The sequence below is a fragment of the Microcoleus sp. w2-18bC1 genome (assembly GCF_036700365.1).
In the GTDB taxonomy this organism is placed as follows: Bacteria; Cyanobacteriota; Cyanobacteriia; order Cyanobacteriales; family Microcoleaceae; genus Microcoleus.
The window spans coordinates 100,301-119,302 of the sequence record NZ_JAUBOS010000008.1 but is presented as its reverse complement, the minus strand read 5'-3'; the positions used below and the strand labels follow the sequence as shown (position 1 = coordinate 119,302).

At 45.1% G+C, this 19,002-nt stretch carries 18 protein-coding genes; 6 read left to right on the top strand and 12 right to left on the bottom strand.

Annotated features, from left to right (window positions below):
• Positions 1–85: 85 nt before the first annotated feature.
• A complete protein-coding gene (locus QT979_RS07795) occupies positions 86–478 on the bottom strand; it encodes a hypothetical protein (RefSeq protein ID WP_333309065.1) in 393 nt (130 codons plus the stop codon).
• A gap of 265 nt (positions 479–743) precedes the next feature.
• On the opposite strand from QT979_RS07795, the gene QT979_RS07790 reads away from it, so the two are divergent.
• A complete protein-coding gene (locus QT979_RS07790; RefSeq protein ID WP_333213078.1) occupies positions 744–944 on the top strand; it encodes a hypothetical protein in 201 nt (66 codons plus the stop codon).
• Between the two features lie 254 nt (positions 945–1,198).
• On the opposite strand, the gene QT979_RS07785 is transcribed toward QT979_RS07790, so the two are convergent.
• Positions 1,199–1,447 (bottom strand): hypothetical protein, encoded by a 249-nt coding sequence (locus tag QT979_RS07785; RefSeq protein WP_333213079.1) that lies wholly within the window; start codon positions 1,445–1,447, stop codon positions 1,199–1,201.
• 171 nt (positions 1,448–1,618) lie between these two features.
• Positions 1,619–1,963, bottom strand: coding sequence for a hypothetical protein (locus tag QT979_RS07780; protein WP_015174589.1), 345 nt, complete (start codon positions 1,961–1,963; stop codon positions 1,619–1,621).
• A gap of 206 nt (positions 1,964–2,169) precedes the next feature.
• Here QT979_RS07780 and QT979_RS07775 point away from each other — a divergent pair, with 206 nt between their 5' ends.
• Positions 2,170–3,675 (top strand): SGNH/GDSL hydrolase family protein, encoded by a 1,506-nt coding sequence (locus QT979_RS07775; RefSeq protein WP_333309063.1) that lies wholly within the window; start codon positions 2,170–2,172, stop codon positions 3,673–3,675.
• 439 nt (positions 3,676–4,114) lie between these two features.
• Here QT979_RS07775 and QT979_RS07770 read toward each other — a convergent pair whose 3' ends face one another.
• The 5 genes from QT979_RS07770 to QT979_RS07750 form a co-directional block, all read right to left on the bottom strand.
• On the bottom strand, positions 4,115–4,924 hold the full coding sequence (locus QT979_RS07770) for an MlaE family lipid ABC transporter permease subunit (RefSeq protein WP_333213081.1): 810 nt from the start codon (positions 4,922–4,924) through the stop codon (positions 4,115–4,117).
• A 207-nt stretch (positions 4,925–5,131) separates the two neighbouring features.
• Positions 5,132–6,166 (bottom strand): patatin-like phospholipase family protein, encoded by a 1,035-nt coding sequence (locus QT979_RS07765; protein WP_333213082.1) that lies wholly within the window; start codon positions 6,164–6,166, stop codon positions 5,132–5,134.
• A 93-nt stretch (positions 6,167–6,259) separates the two neighbouring features.
• A complete protein-coding gene (mtnB, locus tag QT979_RS07760) occupies positions 6,260–6,880 on the bottom strand; it encodes a methylthioribulose 1-phosphate dehydratase (protein WP_333213083.1) in 621 nt (206 codons plus the stop codon).
• Positions 6,881–7,128: 248 nt separating this feature from the next.
• Positions 7,129–7,998 (bottom strand): HAD-IB family phosphatase, encoded by an 870-nt coding sequence (locus tag QT979_RS07755; protein ID WP_333309060.1) that lies wholly within the window; start codon positions 7,996–7,998, stop codon positions 7,129–7,131.
• Positions 7,931–8,761, bottom strand: coding sequence for a Crp/Fnr family transcriptional regulator (locus QT979_RS07750; RefSeq protein ID WP_445304759.1), 831 nt, complete (start codon positions 8,759–8,761; stop codon positions 7,931–7,933). The genes QT979_RS07755 and QT979_RS07750 overlap by 68 nt, the downstream gene beginning before the upstream one ends.
• 355 nt (positions 8,762–9,116) lie before the next feature.
• On the opposite strand from QT979_RS07750, the gene QT979_RS07745 reads away from it, so the two are divergent.
• Positions 9,117–10,097 carry a DALR anticodon-binding domain-containing protein gene (locus QT979_RS07745; protein ID WP_333309058.1) on the top strand — a complete coding sequence of 327 codons (981 nt, stop codon included), beginning with the start codon at positions 9,117–9,119 and terminating at the stop codon, positions 10,095–10,097.
• Positions 10,098–10,498: 401 nt separating this feature from the next.
• Positions 10,499–12,031: an MFS transporter gene (locus QT979_RS07740; RefSeq protein WP_333309056.1), complete on the top strand. Its 1,533-nt coding sequence runs from the start codon at positions 10,499–10,501 to the stop codon at positions 12,029–12,031.
• Positions 12,032–12,221: 190 nt separating this feature from the next.
• Here QT979_RS07740 and QT979_RS07735 read toward each other — a convergent pair whose 3' ends face one another.
• The 4 genes from QT979_RS07735 to QT979_RS07720 all read right to left on the bottom strand — a co-directional run bounded on the left by QT979_RS07735 (position 12,222) and on the right by QT979_RS07720 (position 15,909).
• On the bottom strand, positions 12,222–12,347 hold the full coding sequence (locus tag QT979_RS07735) for a hypothetical protein (RefSeq protein ID WP_333309053.1): 126 nt from the start codon (positions 12,345–12,347) through the stop codon (positions 12,222–12,224).
• A gap of 124 nt (positions 12,348–12,471) precedes the next feature.
• Positions 12,472–13,632: an ATP-binding protein gene (locus QT979_RS07730; RefSeq protein WP_333309051.1), complete on the bottom strand. Its 1,161-nt coding sequence runs from the start codon at positions 13,630–13,632 to the stop codon at positions 12,472–12,474.
• Positions 13,629–14,000: a response regulator gene (locus QT979_RS07725; protein WP_333216708.1), complete on the bottom strand. Its 372-nt coding sequence runs from the start codon at positions 13,998–14,000 to the stop codon at positions 13,629–13,631. The genes QT979_RS07730 and QT979_RS07725 overlap by 4 nt, the downstream gene beginning before the upstream one ends.
• 445 nt (positions 14,001–14,445) lie before the next feature.
• Positions 14,446–15,909: an ATPase domain-containing protein gene (locus QT979_RS07720; RefSeq protein ID WP_333216706.1), complete on the bottom strand. Its 1,464-nt coding sequence runs from the start codon at positions 15,907–15,909 to the stop codon at positions 14,446–14,448.
• A gap of 97 nt (positions 15,910–16,006) precedes the next feature.
• On the opposite strand from QT979_RS07720, the gene QT979_RS07715 reads away from it, so the two are divergent.
• Together QT979_RS07715 and QT979_RS07710 are read left to right on the top strand one after the other, a co-directional pair.
• Positions 16,007–17,455, top strand: a complete 1,449-nt coding sequence (locus tag QT979_RS07715; protein WP_333309049.1) for an FAD-binding oxidoreductase — start codon at positions 16,007–16,009, stop codon at positions 17,453–17,455.
• Between the two features lie 79 nt (positions 17,456–17,534).
• The gene (locus tag QT979_RS07710; protein ID WP_333216702.1) at positions 17,535–18,827 is read left to right on the top strand and encodes a transposase; all 1,293 of its coding nucleotides are present in this window, start codon (positions 17,535–17,537) and stop codon (positions 18,825–18,827) included.
• Positions 18,828–19,002: the final 175 nt, after the last annotated feature.

The following is a 19,002-nucleotide window of genomic DNA, read 5'->3' as shown; positions in this document are numbered from 1 at the left end:
TGTTCACTGTTCACTGTTGACGAATGTTATTGGTTATTAACCAGCCAAAGCAATTAAGGAATAACCACTAAGAAGTAACGAATAACTAATTCTTCAATTTTGGTAAAAATGCGGTCAAACATTTGTACAATTCTAATCCAGACCCTGCTTGCAGTGGATAAAGCCTGTCGAAATTAATGGGGTTTCCCGGTGCTAATTTCCACTCGGTTTTCTGTGCTGTTTTTGGGAAAATTTCGATTGCTACCGTGATGTTAATAATGTTGTTGTGCTGGGGGATGCCCCGGAAGCAGTAACTTTTGCCCGTGCGTTTGTCTGAATCGCTGCCGGTGATGTATCTGTCTTGTTTGCGAAATTGGATTTCTCGAAAAGGTCGATCGATCGCAAAGGAGTCTCGGTAGCGGTAGTCTCCCTCGCGCAAGCTTTCGACAGTCGGCTGGATTTGACTTATAACTGTTGCTGTACTAAGAGTTAGCATCATTGATCCGCGTTCCTCCTGTAAAATCGGTGATTTTGATTGCTGGTGTCTGTGTCGTCGCGGGCGATCGGCTTAAACAAACCAGCCGTGTAACAAATTAATAAAAGCCGTTAAGCAGTTTAAGTTGATCCCTAGCTATCGTGAATAATTATTTCATGATTTCATCTCTGTTACCTATCTGAGTAATAATAGAAACATACAGCAAGCCGTGAGAAATTTTACGGGCGCATATTTAGGGATTAATTGACGATACTGCGAGGATACTGCTATGTTGTGCGTGACGCGAGAAACAAAAAATTTAGGGCGGCTGGAAACCGACAATTCCCAACGGCGAGGCTCTTTCACCTCTGCGTCTAAAAGTACCCGTATTCTGCGATCGCGAGTTTACAAAGATGAGGCTCTGGTGTCGGCTGCGCTAGCGGGACTGCCAGCTCTTTTGGCATCCCTCGAAAGCTTTCGCGAGGAGTAGAACCTGGCATTTTCTATTGCTATATATGGCGCGTGGATGCTTGTGATAGCGGCTGCCAACCGAGCAAGGGCTGTTTTGATTGCACCTAAAATCCTCCTCGATTTGAGTAGAGTTTTGCTGTGCTGAACTATTACAAGACTCAGAAACCTGGTTGTTTATACACAAACATTTTTACAGCCCTTTGTTATGGTATGAAAAATGGTATAAAAACCAGGTTTATTGGTATGTGTCCGTAAGTCTTGTGTTTACAAAATTTATTTGTCAGTGTCATCGGGTGCGATCGATGCCTCTACCTCTTGGGAGGAACGGCTTAACATAGAGTCGTGCAGGTGTTCGTTGTGCTGCCTTTCTTGAGCCATTAATTCTCTGGCCTTTTCTTCAGCAATTCCCTCCCCATGTGTTTCTAGCTCGTGGGAGGAACGGTTGAGCATAGAGTCGTGCAAGTGTTCGCTATGCTGCCTTTCTCGTGCAATTAGTTGTCTAGCTTTTTCTTCGGCGTTCATGGTAGTCTCTCCAAGTGTTTATGAGAACTGATTCTTATATTAAGATGCCACAATTCGAGGGTAAATGTAGCAAGATTAACATAAATTTTTACAAAAAAATGTAGAAAAAAAATGTAGAAAAAAATTGAGTTTGCTGGCGGTGGGTATTGGGATCGGTCGTTGCTGAGCTAATTATTGCCAGACGCCAGAAAATATATTCTTGACTGCGATCGCAATTCGATTTAAGTCTTCCTTCAGCAGCGGTGGCCAAGAAACTCCTCTGCGGAGTCCAGCTTCAAATTGCTGCAAACCTTCTACTGACAGTAAATGCAGTGCCGAGATTAATTGTCGATCGAGCATTGGAGATTCTTGCAGCCCTTCAAACAATATTTTTAAAGCTAATAAAATCGATGTCACCTGTCCGGGTACGGGCGGTTGACCTTGTTTGAGACGCATCAGGAAGGCGTCGGGATTTTTCTTGGTTTCCAGGGCGGTTCCTTGGTCGATCAGAAAACTGCGGGCTGTTTTGTAATCCATTTGACGTGCGATCGATCGGAGTGCAATTAATTAGCAGGTATTATATCACTTTTTGTCGCGCTCAATTTGGTAATATATTTCCATACAGCCTACACTACAGCTACTCGTGAGGTGCGCCCATAAGCAGGTTACAGCTACTGATAGACGCGAGCATTCATCCCACAGCCACCTTAAGCGAAGTGAAACGGACAGGGAAAAATAAAACAATGGCCAAACAAGGAAATAGCAGAAAATCCAAAATTTATCGCTACTTGTGGCTGATTTTTTTGTGTCTGAGCTTTCTGTTAGTTCCGCTCATTAAAAAAATAGCTGCCGATACGCCATTCCCCCCACCCGCTCCTATTGCAAATAATGCTACTTTTGGAGCGAGGATTCAAAGGACGATGGGGTTACTTGCAGCTAGCACTCCAACAGACCGCCGCCAAGTGCGTATTCTATTCTACGGTCAATCCATCACAGAACAAGATTGGTGGAAAGATGTAGTAAAGGATTTGAGACAGCGATTTCCCAATGCAGATTTGATTGTGGAAAATAGAGCAATCGGAGGATTTTCCGCCCCGATTTTAATCCGTCCCAGCGAACACGATTTGTATCCTTTTTATCCAGACTTGCTCATTTTTCACGTCTACGGAGGCGGTGAAGATTACGAAGCCATAATTGCCAATGTCCGCAGCCGCACTGCTAGCGAAATACTCTTGCATTCAGACCACATCGACTGGATGCCGACAGGCAACAGCGACGATCCAAATTCAGTCAGCAGATACGAATGGCACAACACTCATTCTACTCAATGGCTGCCGGAGTTGGCCGATAAATACGGCTGCGAAATTGCGGAAATTCGCGAACCTTGGCGCAGGTATTTGAAAGATAATCGCTTGCAGCCCAAACAGCTATTGAGGGACAGCATTCACCTCAACGATTGGGGAAACTTTCTCCTAGCTGCTCTGATAAAACCGCATCTGCGATACAAACCAAATTCTCCTCAACCGCCGCAGGATTTAGTGAAAACCTATACGGTTGGCAGCGATATTAAGTGGCAAGATGGCAAGTTGGTTTTAGAATTTGAAGGGAATAGAATAGATGCGATCGCCGATAAAACCTTCAACGGCAAGGCAATTTCTGCTAGAATTGCGATCGACGGCAAAAAACCCTCAGAATTTTCTGAACTTTACACCATCACCAGACCTAGCCTTAGCCTTGGCGTCTCTTGGCCCACTATTCTCCAAGTATCCAGCCAAAAACCGCTAATCGTCGAAGATTGGAAAGCCATAATTACTGAGATTAACAGCGACGCTAGCAAGTTTAAATTTGACGTTGTAGGTTCTAAAACAGGTTACGACGGCAGCGGTACAAACGACGAAATGTTTGTCTCAAACTCTGGCCGCGTCGTGATTGAGTCGAGAAACTGGTGGCTGAAAAATTCTTATGAAGAGTCTAAAAAACCGACGCCTAAAGGCTTTGAAATTTCCTGGCAGGTGCGACCAATGTTTGTTGATTCATACGTTACTCCACAAATTACAGATTCAAGCCGCGAGTATTCTACAACATTGGCTCAGAATTTGAGCAACTCCAAACACACCCTCGAAATCGTTACCGAAACAGATGGGAAAGTGCCTATTCAGGCAATTCGAGTGTATCGCCCTCCTTTCTCCAATCTCCCATCGGAAGTTGAGAGTTTTAAACCGCAGATATCAGCGGATGAACACGGATGAACGCTGATAAAATTGCATCCGCGTTTATTTGCGTTAATCTGCGGTTTAAAAAATCTTCATGTTGATTTTATAGCAATGGCCTTGGCGGCGTAGGGCGTTGATGATTGTTCAAATCATTAATATTTAAGCATCTTGAGCGAAAGCATCCAGGATACAAGCCCCCGGATTCATTCCGAAAGCAGACTCAGGACCCAGAAATAAAAAACCTGTATCCCAATACGCTTGGGTTAGCGCTTTCAGACGAATTTCATTTCACGCATTTATGAGAGTTCCCGACTTGTGAAAGGAAATCCGATTATTCTTATGTGAACCGTATTGACGTGTATCCAATAAAAAAGCCCCCGAGTTTATCCCTGGGGTCAATGGTTCAATTCTTTAATCTAAAATCTAAAATCTAAAATCTAAAATCGATTGACTCCTGCTATAATCGCCAAGATTATCAATTTCTAGGAATCCCCAACTCCTGAGACATCAACAGCGATAAACATAAATCCGCCATAAAAATCAACACCCAAGAAGTTACCACCGCCGCCGTGGCAGCTTGGCCTACTCCTTTCCCTCCGCCCACGGTCGTCAATCCCCAACCGCAACCGACAAGGGCAATTATCAACCCAAAAATAAAACTTTTAATCGCCACAGTTACTAAATCCCAAGGCGCCAAAAAAGTCCGCACTGATTCCAAAAATACCGACGGTTCCAAATTATAAAAATTAACCGCTACAAATAGCCCGCCCAAAATCCCCACCGCTACCGCAAAAATTGTTAAAATCGGCAGCATGATGCAGCAAGCTATCACCCTCGGCACCACTAAATAATCAACCGGATTTGTTCTTAACATATACAGGGCGTCTATTTGTTCCGTCACCTGCATTTCTCCTATCTCCGCCGCAAAAGCCGAACCTACTTGTCCCGCCACCACGCCCCCCGTTAAAAGCGGTGCTAATTCCCCACAAAATGCCACAGCAAAAGGACCTCCCACCGCCTCAACCGCCCCAAAGCGAACCAATTCTCGGGCGGATTGAAAGGTAAAAATCATGCCCCCAAAAAAGGCTATTAGCAGCACGGATCGCAAAGAATCCAAGCCTACCGTTACTAAATGTTCCATGATTTTGCGGCGGTCAATTTTGCCTTGGACTATGCGTAGCAGCACTTGGCCACCCAGGAACAATGTCACCAAAAAACGCTGAAACCACCTGTTATTGAAGGTTTCATCTAAATGTCGATCGTGTTCTTGGTCTTTTTTAACCAATGACTCAGGGCTCGCGATTAATTGCAAACAGGGCGAAGCACTGCCACCTACTGATTTTCGGCAATCCTACAGCAATTATTGCACGATTTGTCAACATATATTTTCAGTCTGCCTGCCCTGCAGTTGGTGGGTTGGGCGCGGTTTAAGATTTATTTATTGGTGACTTAACTTAATCGCCGCGCCTAACCCACCCTACAATATGACTGACTACTGGGCAAGCAACAACTCGATAAACTTATCCAACTGTTCATTATTCTTTTCGGTTTGCTCTTTGCCAATTCTCAGCAGGTCTGATATTTTCTCTTCCGAGGCATCATCAATCTGCAGCGGTTGTTCATGGCTCAAATCGGGAGTAATTCTCAAATATTGATTCGGTCTTTCAACCGCATCATAAATCTGGATGAGTTGATAATTTACAGTTTCCGCAACTCCCGTCATCATGATATTAATTAAAGGCTCAACCCACTCAACTTGACCCCAATTTTTTACTTCTTCATAGGGGAATTTTTTCTGAGCTTCTCCTGTCCCCAGCGATAAAATTACCATATCTTTTGCTGTCGGGCTTTTGTCGAGGCTATCGTCAGGAATACTGAATTTATTTCTAACTTCAGCATAGGCACAAAGTGCCGGATTGTTGGCGAATACTCCCCCGTCAATTAAAGCGTAGCGTTCGTTAGTCAAAGAGTAAATTTTTGGAACTTCAAAATATGAGGGAGCGGCAGATGTGGCTCTGGCGATATCTCTGATAAAATAGTCTTCGGCTGGATATTGTTGAGCATCTATTTGATCGAAAAAGTGAGCTTTTCTTCTTTCGATGTCGTAACTGGAAATCAAACAAGGTTTTAGCAGTTGGCTGAGTTTGCAATCTCTAAAGTTTTCCAAAAATAATTTTTCTAAGCGATCACTCGCATATTTCTCATCTATCAAACCATCTAGAGATCTGACTTTTTGCCAAAATGAAGTCTGAAAAACGTCACGGCCACTCTTAATCGAAAAATTAACAGCGTCTTGGGCCGCCCAGCGAGGTCTGCTGGGATTTTCGCCATCTGGACACAAATAGATGCAAGTTAAAATTCCTCCCGCACTCGTGCCGGCGATTAAATCAAAATAGTCAGCTATTCTCGCATCTGGGTTGCCACTTTTTTGTTGCAGCTTTGACTCAACGCTAACTAAAATTTGCGCGGGAATAATTCCTCTAATTCCGCCTCCATCTATGGATAAAATCCGGGTATATTTAGCCATAACTGTTGTCTATTCTGGACGTTTGCTCGTTTCCTAATTTCAAATCCCTAAGCCTCGGAATTCATGCACCGCTCAATCTCTACTCTCAAATCTTCAATCTAAATTTAATTGTCGGGCTGCGATCGTATAGCGAAAAATGTATTCTACAATTTCTACGTAATTGTAGGCGGCGGCTGGCGAGTCTGCCCAGACTGTGATGCCGTGATCGCGAATTAATAAAGCGGGTACAGAGGGCGCACAAATGGCAAAGAATTCGCAAATTTCCTTGGCTATCTTAGGGACTTCCAAATAATTTGTAAAGAGGGGTATCGACACTTGCGGGTTTTCCTCCCAAACCCCCAAGCCTTTCAGCATTTCGATCGCGGGTAAAGGCACTGCATCTCCTACAGTCAGCCGAGAAACTAAATTTGCCTCGATGGAGTGGACGTGATAGCAAGCTTTAGCGTCTGGAAAACAATTGTAAACGGCTAAATGAATGCTGGTTTCGGCCGAAGGGCGGCTGTCGGCAACAGGTTGCTCGACAATTGCGCCGTCTGAGCTCATTCTGATAAAATCTCGTTCAGTTAACTGCCCTTTCGCACGGCCGCTAGCAGTAATCCAAAAACTGCCATCGGGTAAGCGGGCTGAAAGATTGCCAGCAGTCCCAACCATCCAACCGCGATCGTAAAAATGTTTGGCTGCTGCAATTAAATCTGATCTTAAATCGCCACTCATTCTTTACAAATCCTCAGTTTTTAATCTACTTTTTGCGTTAATAGGAATTGTGCTGGCCTATCTAAACGTAGGGTAATCCGTACACACCTTATATCAAATTCGATCGCATCGGACTTATCTGCACGGGGGCGGGTTTATTATATTGTTTATTATGGGCAATTATTGTGGGTGAACCCTCCCCTACAAAATTTAACATCATACAATACCGATGCAAACGGAATTTATATTACCTGAGAAAGGCGATAGTTTCAATTCCATTTTTGGGACAAATTTTCCAAAATGTCAAAAAAATTATCCCATTTAGTATAAGGCTTTTGTTGTTCGTCTAGATACTCGGCAAGCCGATCGCGCGCAAACACCGACGAAGCCTGCAAAGCCATATTAAAATCCGTCAGCGAATCTCCTATCGCCACTTGTTCCTGGGCCGGGTGCTGGCCCATCACCCGCACCTTAGACACCAATTCCTCATCTCCTTCAAACTTAGAATTGACTTGCAAGCGAGGGCCACTAGCGTCCACATCCACAGCGTAAATAACGCTCGCCCGCTTTACCAAATCGCCCATTACCGTCTCTACCATAATCCGAAGACCGCCGGACACGATCGCAAAATCTACCTTTTTCTCGTCCAAAAAATCCAGCAATTCCACCAATCCCGGCCGCATCAGCTTTGCCCTAGAAAATTCCACAATTTCCTCGTAACGTTCCGAGGGAATAGACTCTAGTAACTGCCGCACTCCCGATCGCAAACTCAACCTTCTAGCGTATATTTCAGGCATCAGTTGAGACGACAGTTCCGGTGCGAAATGCTTGAGCATTGCCACAAAAGTTTCTTCAACAGTTATCGTGCCGTCAAAGTCGCAGAATACCACCCGTTGCTGATTGTTCGGGATTGAAGATTTTTGCTTGTCATCGGTCATTGTCAGTCGCACCTTTCGAGAACGGGAAAAGTTTACACAATTCATCCTACACTGTCGAGTGATCGAGCGCGACTGCCCAAAACTAATCGTGACGCGCTGTTTGTTAGCAATTTCCCGCCGGATTTTATGCAGATTATTCGAGAGAATCTTCATCATCCAGGGAATCATCCAGGGAATCTTCATCTTCCAGGGAATCTTCATCTTCCAGGGAATCTTCCAAGGAATCTTCTACGTCCTGCTTTTGGTTTTTTGTCTTTTGGGGGTTAGACTTAGCCGGCAAACAGATTAAATTATCATCCTCAGTATTAATCAAACCTTTCGATCGCAACTTACCCATCAGCCGCGTCACCGTCACTCGCGTTGAGCCGATGGCGCTGCCAATTTGAGCGTGCGTCAAAGTCCAAGGCAGCCGGTAGCCCCGAACCACCTCTGGTTCGTCGTCACCTACGTAAGGTTCGCCGAACTCCTCGATCAACAAAGTGAGAAACCCCAACAGTCGGTCGATCGTCCGGCGCTGTCCCAAAGTGCTCAGCCAGAGCAGTTTCCGCTGGTGTTGGTAACGAAACGCATCCAAAATTTCTCTACGAAAGTGAGGCCAATTATCCAAGTCGTGCCAATACATCCACACTACGTGAGTTTGATCGGCATGAGCGTAAGCTTGGAGAGTAAACGGAGACTGAGCAACCAGTTCAAAGGGCTGACCGGCGCCGACGAAGCCCAAAAAAGCTTCTTCTGTAGTTTTCTCAGCGGATTTCGACTTCGTCGCCGCAGCGCTAACTTGAGCGCTGCCTACGAGCCGCACAGAACCTTTCTGGACTAAATAGAGCAGTCCGGGTCTTGCCGGAATCCGCTCGTCTTTGCTAAAAGTCCGGCAGCGGTAGTGTTCCTGGGCCCAGTCGATAATTCGCTGCCAAGTGATAAAAGGTCGATCGATAGTCTCTAGATGTGTGGAAGTTGATTGCATAAGTGAGGCTCTGGGATATATTTAATAGTGAGAAAAACAGCTTTTGCCAGCAGTGCGATACCAAGTGAGACAACCAACCCCCGATTAAGCTTGCACGCTTCTTAACTGTGCTGACTTTTCTTAGTTTTACCGAAAAATTTAATGTAGCAAAAAATACATCAAAATGGTAGAGTTCAGCAAAAAATTTGTCGTAAATTATTGTATATTTAGCAAAAAAATCCCTAGAAAGCCTATTAATTCGATGTAGCCCCGATCGGGGGAGCAGATCGACTATCTCTGACATCAGCAGTTTAACGTACAAGAACAGTGGAAGTGGTAACAGTCGATAGTTGCTCTTACGTTAGGATGAGCCGATATGGATACAGCAAATATGGAGCAGTGCCTGGAAGTTACAGTGAAGTGTTTCTTGCTTTCCAGGTTCCAAAGCGCGATCGCCCAGCAAGAGGCACTAGGGAAAATTCCATTAAATCTCATAGGTGACACCATTCTCAAGAACGGGCAAGATGCCCATTCCACAAGAGATGAATTTTCTTGTGGAACAGGCAAGATGCCTCTTGCTAAACAAGTAATTGAGAATGGTGCAATATTTCCGTTAAATCGGAGTAAAGATAGCGCGCGGGTGCTGTACGTGTCTGCGATCGCCCTGAAATTGGCTAAAACTTGGCAGCAGACACCGCAGACAATTGCGACCGAGTTGGCCGAAACTCTCGAACCGCTGTGCTACCCAGATTTCGCCGTTAAAGTCGCGCCGACGGGAATTATTGAGCTGGAGTTGACTGATGCAGGTTTAGCCGTCTGGTTGCAGCGTTTAGCTCAAACGAACCTCCCAATTCCCGAATCTAGAATATTATCCCCTGTTGTGTCTGCTGATCGACTGTTTCCCATTCAGTACAGCCACGCGCGCTGCTGTTCCCTGCTGCGAATGGCCCACCGCGATCGCATAATTGCGATCGCCCAGCCAGATGTCACTACAGCGCCACAAATTTGGTCGCTGGCGAGTCCAAATCCTATCCCTTGGATTGACGAGGGCGATCGAGTGCGGTTAGTGCATCCAGCCGAACGCCGTTTAATATCCCAACTGTTAACAGTGCTAGACAATTTATATCCTACTTTCGGGGTAAAAAAACGTGAACAACCTGTCAATTATTTCAAATTAGCCAATAGTTTGAGCGAAGCATTTCAGACTTTTTACACTCACTGCCGAATTTGGGGAGAAGTCAAAATAAGACAGCCAAAACTCGCCCAAGCCCGATTAGGTTTAATATTAGCAACTCAATCTTTGTTGCGATTTATCCTAGAAGAGTTATTGAGCACCCTTGCTCCTTTAGAACTTTAGATTTAATCCTTATTATTTTTTTTAGCAACATTTTTCCCTACTCAGAGGTGGCTTTCCGCAAGTTTCCTTGACTTCTTCCATCGGAAAATTTTTCTATTTTATCTGGATTGCGATGAACCATGCAGTAAGCTAATGTCGCATAGAAAATTTCTAAAAAATTAGCTATTTCTTGACAATTTTACCTGAGTGATTAATAAAATTAATTTCTTTTATCTAAGTTGGGTCGTCTTATTTTATTTTATTTTATTTTATTTTATTTTATTTGATTTCTTGAAGTAATCTTTTTTTGGGGTTTTTAGACTGAGGATTTTTACCTGACCTCTATGGCTGTGCTCCTTAAAATACTTAATCTTATATTATACAATTAAGCTGCTACGCAGCTTATCTATTGGCTATCCAGTATGCTCGAAAAACAAGAAGAATACAGCTTAGTAGGAACGAATCCTCTCCCTCTTCAGGAAGAAATCCAAGAGGATATAGCCTTACCAGAGATGGTACTTCTGACCAATCGACCTCTAAAACTTTCCAAACCGGAAACTCGGTCAAGCCTCAGAGCCCTAACTTTGGACGGTGTATTTGCTACGCTTTTTTACAGCATCATCGGCGGCGCGTTGCTCAGTAATTTCTTGCTCGATTTGGGGGCTGGTCCAGTCGAAATTGGTATGCTCTCCTCCATTCCTCAACTGGTAAATCTGCTCCAACCGTTCGGAGCTTATATAGCAGACCGAACACAAAGCCGCCACTGGTATTCCTTCTGGATTTTCGGAATGTCGCGACTGCTGTGGCTGATTCTCGTGCCAGCCCTTTGGTTGGGAGGCTCATTTCATCTGGCCGGACATCAGCTAGTGCAGTTGACATTGGCAATCATCTGGGTAACTCAAGTCTTAGAATCTTTAGGTCGTGCTTCGTTCTTGAGCTGGTTGGCGGCGTTAGTACCTCAGCGGTTGCGCGGGCGGTATTTTGGCTTTCGCAATAGTGCTGTCAGCTTGACGAATCTCATTGGTGTGCCGTTGCTGGCTCTAGTGGTATCGAACTGGCCCGGTGGAAAGCTCCAAGGTTACAGTGCCATCTTGGTTTTAGGAATTGTACTTGGCCTCATCAGTCTAGGTTGTCAGTTCTTTATGACCGATGTGAACCCAAAGCTTGTACACGTCACGCATTCAGATACAGGCGAAAAATCATCCACAGGGACAATTTTTAGCTTTCTCAAGGAAGCCAATTTTTTAAAGTTTTTGCTTTACTCTGGTCTATGGAGCTTTGCCGTTAACGTCAGCGCGCCCTTCTTTAATCTTTACTTGCTGGATGACCTAAATATAGATGTCAGCGTGGTAACGCTCTATAGCAGTTTAGGTGCTGGTGCTAACTTGCTGATGCTGGTTTTTTGGGGGAAGCTGGCTGACCGGGTTGGGAATCGCCCGATTATGCTAGTAGTGGGAGTTTTGGTGGCTCTGACCCCTCTACTCTGGCTAGAAGGTGGAACGGCTCCAATTTTCCTATGGGTCTGGTTTCCGCTGTTGCACATAATCGGCGGTGGGACGTGGGCGGCGATCGACCTGTGCAGTGGTAATCTGATGATGTCGGTGGCACCACTGTTGAATCAGTCGATATACTTTGCGATCGCGGCCGCGGTTCCTGGTGTCACTGGGGCAATGGGAATAACCGTGGGTGGCTTTCTCGCCACTTTGACCAATCTCGGTGGCTTGCCAGGGGTGTTTGCGCTCTCAGCCGTTTTACGACTGGTGGCTCTCCTGACCTTGGTTTTTGTTCACGAGCACCGTTCTGTGTCTTTGGGTAAGTTTTGGCTGCTCTTGTTGCCAGCTTGGTGGAGAAGAGTGGCAATTGAACCTGGAGACATCAGGTTTCAACCATTAATAGTTGAACAGTTGGACTGTCCACATGAAAGCTCATGCGATCGCTCTTCAACTCTTGATTGATTGTACGGCACAAGAGTCCGAAAATAATTCCTAAAAGAGTTTATTAACCATTTTTAAAGTGTTAAAATACTCATCAGATAATCTCAGATGTGACGGTTGTTGGCTCGCTTTTTTTCAAAAATATAAAGTCTGGCTACTCGGATAAGTTTTGAATGGTATCTAATTATTTTGTGGGTGCGTTCAAAATTTTTTACGATGCCGATCGAGCTTTGAGGAACGATCGCCAATTCTCCGGCTGGTCGATCGCTTCTGGAACGACGATGCTAAATTTAATCACTTGACGAGCGGCTGTTAAGGGTTCTTCAAATTCTGGCATTGTAAAATAGCGAGATTTTTATTCAGTTGTTTGAGGATAAATCTCATGGTCACACTACCAGGTAGAGCCTCACCGGGGCGTCAAATCCATCGATGAATATCCCAAGATAATGTCTGCATCTAGTTTAAGTCGTTGCAGGCGAGATTTGGTTTTTTGCAGTTTTTGTGATCGGCAGCGTTACTGTAAATGTACTGCCGACGCCTTCTTCACTGATCAAAGTAATTTCGCCACCGTGCAAGTCCACGCATTTTTTAACAATGCTCAGCCCCAGTCCAGTACCAGGAATGCGACCGACATTTTTAGCCCGGTAAAATGAATCAAACAGCCGTCCTTGGTCTGCGATAGGTATGCCAATTCCTGCATCCTGTACTGAAAAAATAGCCTCCGTTTCAGTAAGTTGTAATTCAAAAATTACTTCGGTATTTGGGGGAGAATACTTAATAGCATTGGACAGCAAATTGCCCAGAATTCGCCTGAGCAAGCTTACCTCCAAACACGCCATCGCGGATTGATGGTGATTGACAAAAATCAGCGTCACCCGCTCATTTTCATGTTTCAACTTCAGGCTGCTCTGAAATTCCTCTACCAACTCATTACACAACTTTGCTAAGTCTATCGGTAGCAAGCAAAAACCTGTTTTTCCCGACTCAACACGCCCCAGCAGCAAAACATCATCTAATAACAAATCTATGCCTTTTGCAGCTGCTTGAGTTTTGTCTAGAAGTTCTTGTGTTTTCTCCTCTGTTAATGTTAACTTGTACTTGCTAAGAAGTTGTGTAGTGCCGATGATGAAATTCAAAGGATTGCGAACGTCATGGGCAATCATGTACAGCAAAGATGTTTTCATCTCATTGAGTTCTTGGGCTGTTTGCAAAGTGCGATCGAGTTGGTCGTGAGACAATTTGAGAGTTAAAGACAACTGGCGCGATCGCAGCAAAATCTCCACCCGCGCTTGCAATTCTATCTTCTCGATCGGAGCGATAATCAAATCGTCAATACTTTGCCAAATAAATTGTGTTGCCATCCCTACATCCGAGCGGGATGTAATCAAAAGAAAAGGCAAGCATACCGGGTGTTCTGCCTCTTTTTGGGCGGCAACCCATTGCCAGTGGCGTTTCAGGGAAATACCGTCAATTATCGCCAGGTCAAAAGATTGATTAAATGGTAAAAACTCCTCACTATTTTCGGTTGAGTTGGGCAGCAATACCTCATAATAAACTGCTAGCCATTCTAATAACAATCGGCGATTTTCTTTTTGTTCGACAAGCAATAAAATTTGACTCACGCAGATTCTCCTAGCAAGCTGTGAACAATTCCCAGCAAATCTCTAACTATCAAAGGTTTTACCAACATATTCCGAGCCCCGTGGCAGAGGCTTTCGTGCTGAATGGCAGCGCTTTGTTTGGGCGAGAGTATCAGAAAAGGGATTTGGTGATTTCGCAGTTGTTCGCAGCAGTCCCAAATCCGGCGATCGAAACCAGAAATATCTACTAAAGCCATCCCGATCCTAGCAGGCTGACTGATAGCTTGTGCAACATCTTCATAGTTATAAGCCGCGATCATCTGGTATCCTTCTTTATTGAGAAATTGTGCTAATAGTTCCAAGTTTCGCTGATTGCGGTCTACGGCTAAAATTATTGAGTTGCCAGTCATTTATCAGCTTCCTGTGAATACGGGTTATACCATTTTAGATTTTAGATTGTAGATTTGAGATTTTAGAATGGGGAGTGAGTGATTATATATGGGTTGGGAGGTAGCCTCAAGTTGGATTCTTTTTTTATCTGGTATTAGCTTACTTTTCGGCGAGGGATTACATAGGTTTTCAGTTGAGTCAAATACAGTAGGGGTACAGGACACGGCCACGTGCCCTGTGCCCCTACTGTATTTCATAGAATTGAAAACTACACTACGATAAAAGTCTAAAAATACACAAATTTACCAATATATTTAAGTTTTCCAGAACTTAGGCTAGTGGTGAGGTGCGCGGTGCGCCCCCTACAGCTAGTGGTGAGGTGCGCGGTGCGCCCCCTACTTATTAGTAGATTCACGACTGCAAAATTAGCTGCACTTGCCCAGAAACAGCAGGAGAAGCCCCGATTCAATCTTCGTCCGGTTCCCCCTCAATCCACACCGGCGCCGAACTCAAAATGCCGCGCAGCCCCCGTATCGGTTTGCTGACTTTGATGCCGTAGCGAGTAATCTCGAGTTCTCGCAAAGTTCTCTCGAAATTGCTGACTCGTTTTTTAATTACTCCGATCCCCTTGCGGATTTCTGTCCTATTATGCAGTTGGCGTTCCAGATAGCGTATAAACAGAAGATTATCCGCCAAATAGCTAATTCCGATCTCGGTCAGCCGAAAATCTCCGCTAATAGCTTCTACCTCATTAATCAAAATAACGGTGACTCCCATATTCTTCAGATACTTACACAAAGCGTGCAAATTGTTCACCAAATCTTGCCCCTGCATCGAAAGCTGATAGCCAGAAATACTGTCAATCATCACAATCCGCGTCTTTTCCTGTTCCACTTCCTGCCGTACCATACAGGCAAACTGATCCGGCGAGTACAGCAAAGGTTCCACGGGTATCACCGAAAGACTTCCTTGCCCTATCATCGCCCCAACCGGGATGTTAACTGATTCGCAGCGCTGCAACAGAGTAGAAGTTGACTCCTCAAAAATGTAAACTACCGATCGCTCCCCCCTTCCTGCAGCTTCCTTCATAAACTGAATGCCCACCGTGGTTTTACCCACGCCGCTAGGCCCGCTAATCACCGTCACAGTCCCCCGTTCCAGTCCCCCGTGCAGTAATTCGTCGATTTCTGGAACCCCAGAAGAAATCGCTTCCGCAACAAAATCCTGTTGAAAGTTGTCCGGCAGCAGTCGCGGAAATACTTCCATACCAGCCTGAGTCAGGCGCAGCGAATGGCGGCCGCTGCGGAAGTTGGAGCCTCGCAGCTTGGTGACAGACAGGGCGCGTCCTTCAGGGCGCAGTTCCAAGTAAATTACTCCGTCGCTGATGAATTGCAAATCGTCATCGGGAGCACTTGAAGTGCCTTCTGAAGTGAACACCACCGTCGCCCCCCCTTCCACCAAAAACCGCAGAAAAGACAAAACTTGCTTGCGAAACTGAAACTCATCCGCAGCTAAGTAGCGAAATTGAGTGATCGCGTCCAAAAACACCCGTTGTGGCTTGACAGCTTGAACTCGCTCGATAATCTTTTGTGTAGTCGGTTCTCGCTCCACCTCGGAGGGGGAGAAAATGTCATAAGTCTGAACTTGGGTAAAAAATTCTGACGATGGGCTCAAATCGAGAAACGCCATCGCTTCCATATCAAAACCGAGACTTGCGGCATTGGCGCGCAATTGCGCTTCCGGTTCTCCTAAAGTAATAAACAGGGGCGTTTCTCCCAGAGCCACACCTGCTGCCAAAAAGTGAAAGCCCAGTGTAGTCTTGCCAGTACCCGGGCCGCCGCGCACCAGATAAGAGCGTTGAGGAATTAGGCCACCGCCAATCACTTCGTTGAGACCGGTAATTCCCATAGAAATTCGGTTTTGAGACATTTGTTTCTTCATGTTTTGAATATCGGGCCCGTATTAATATTTAATGGTTTTAGGCAGTGTTTTGATAATTTTTTTTAGCGGGCGTCTGATAACCTTCATGAAATCTTTTTCTACCGAAAATTACGTAAGCACACAAGAATTAGAAAGTATTGTCGGCACTGCTGGCATCTGTCGCTGGCAAGATACAGAGCCATTTTGGCAAGAACGGGTAGAAAAAGCAGTTGCCCCCCACACGAAAATAGATTGTACTGTTTACCCGAATACTCAGGAAGAACTGGCGGCTGTCATTGCTTGGGCTGGGCAAAATCGCTGTGCAGTCTTGCCTTGTGGCAGCGGCAGCAAACTTGATTGGGGTGGTTTAGTTAAATTAGACTCCGATCCCCCCCAGCCCAGGGCGGGCACGGGGGCACCGCCCCTACAAAGGGGGGAGCAAGATGTTGTCAAAGTGGGTCTTTTTAAGGGGGATTTAAGGGTATCTCGTGATGCAGCGGGGCTTGTGGCTGTCAGCACTTCGCGCCTCAATCGGCTTGTAGAACACGCTGTGGGCGATTTAACTGTGACGGCAGAAGCCGGGATGAAGTTTGCGGATTTGCAGCAAATTTTAGCTGCTGCAGGTCAATTTTTGCCGATCGATCCAGCATATCCGCAAGAGGTAACTTTGGGCGGCATTGTCGCTACTGCTGATGCGGGTTCCTTGCGGCATCGCTATCGCGGGGTGCGCGATTTGCTGTTGGGAATTACCTTTGTGCGATCGGACGGTAAAATTGCGGTAGCCGGGGGTCGAGTTGTTAAAAATGTCGCCGGCTACGACTTGATGAAACTGTTTACTGGTGCTTACGGCACATTGGGGGTCATTTCTCAAGTAACTTTCCGAGTTTATCCGCTGCCTGAATCATCGGGAACCGTAGTGCTGACAGGGGAAACTAATGCTTTGTCCCAAACGGCTCAAATCTTATTATCCTCTGCTTTGACACCGACAGCCGTTGATTTGCTGTCACCTGAATTAGTCGCAAAATTAGGCTTAGGAAAGGGCACGGGATTAATCGTCAGATTTCAAAGTATCGCAGAAAGTGTTAAACAACAATCAGCCCGCTTGCTGGAAGTTGGCGAAAAATTGGGTTTGCAAGGCACTAGCTGCTGCGAAAATGATGAGCATCAGTTATGGCAAAGATTGCCAGAAACAATGTGGGATTCTGGCACAAAGTCGGCAATTATTTGCAAAATAGGAATCAGACCGTCGGAAGCTGTAACGGCTATTAACGAATTGCCGGTACAGGACGCTTGGATTCATGCAGGCAGCGGTTTGGGGGTTTTGCGGTTTGAGAATGCGACGGCGGACAGGTTGTTGCAGGTACGCAGAGGGTGCGAAGCGAAAGGCGGTTTTCTGAGTGTTTTAGCAGCGCCGACCGACATCAAGCAACAGTTAGATGTTTGGGGCTATACTGGAAGTGCGATCGATTTAATGCGCCGGATTAAACAGCAGTTTGACCCGGAAAATATTTTGAGCCCCCATCGTTTTATAAGCGGTATTGTAAAACTTCATTGAGTTTATAAGCAATAATGGTATTATATTGTTGTGAGTGTTGAATAAGGAATACGCATAGCCCAAAAAACGCAAGTCTCAAATGCAACTAACAGAGAGGCACATCATTAAATCAACGGAACACCGTTTCGCCCAAATAGACGAACTAGCTTTCAAGTCCAAAAACCTCTACAATGCCGCCAATTACGTCATTCGTCAGAGTTTTATTTATGGGTGGGGCTATGTCAATTACAACGAAATGAACCGATTGATGAAGTCTCACGAAGCATATAAGGCTTTGCCTGCTAAAGTAAGTCAGCAAATCTTGATGGTGCTAGACAAGAATTGGAAATCGTTTTTTGAAACCGTTAAAGCTTACAAAGCTGACTCTTCAAAATTCACGGGTCGCCCAAAATTGCCAAAGTACAAAGATAAGACTAAAGGGCGAAATCTTCTCGTCTACACGATTCAAGCAATTAGCAGCAAACAGTTGAAGAAAGGAATCATTAAACTTTCCGGCACTGAACTTTCAATTAAAACCCAAGTCAATCCCAACCAGATTTGTCAAGTTAGACTGGTTCCGAAATGTGATTCCTATGTAATTGAGGTGATTTATGATGCTTGTACTGAGCGTAGTCGAAGTGAACCGGAGTCCACCCTTGGCAATGCCAACTCTGTAGCTAGTATTGATTTGGGACTGGATAATTTAGTGGCGTTAACTTCAAATCAGCCGGGATTTATCCCTTTGTTGATTAACGGGCGACCATTAAAATCGATTAACCAGTTCTATAACAAACGCAAATCCCGATTACAATCCCAGTTAAAAGGGAATCGTCAAACCTCACCCAGGATTCAGCGATTAACTCGCTGTCGCAATCAGAAAGTTGATAATTACTTGCATCATGCTAGTCGTGTGATTGTTGCGATTTTAAATACAAAACAAATTGGGACGCTAGTAATTGGCAAGAATGCACAGTGGAAAACTGAAATTGATCTAGGGAAGCAAACCAACCAAAACTTTGTTAGTATTCCTCACTCTCGATTAATTGAAATGTTGGAGTACAAAGCTCGGTTGGTGGGAATCACAGTAATTGTGCAGGAAGAATCCTACACATCGCGGGCAAACTTCGTGGGTCTAGACCCAATCCCTGTCTACGGGAAAACAGAAAAAGAGCCAATGTTTACTGGTAAGCGTATTAAGCGAGGTTTGTACAAAACATCGACTGGTCAGTTAATTAATTCTGATATCAACGCTTCGTACAACATCCTCAGAAAAGCAATCCCAAATGCCTTCAGCGATGGGATAGGGAGCTGCGTAGTTCAGCCGAGGCGGGTTAATCCGCTCAAAGTAAAAGTGAAGGGGGAGGGACTTGAAGCCTCCCATGCCTATAAATGACTATACTTTTACCAGCTATTTAGTTTAAAGTTTGTAGTCAGGACTTGATTCGTTCAGGACTTCTGTAAAAAGTGGTTTTACACGCTACTTCTAGCGGAATTTTTCGCGCGGCAAACCTACAGATAAAGCTTCTGCCTAAATTCCATTAAACTGACTAAAGTTCTGGGTACGAAGA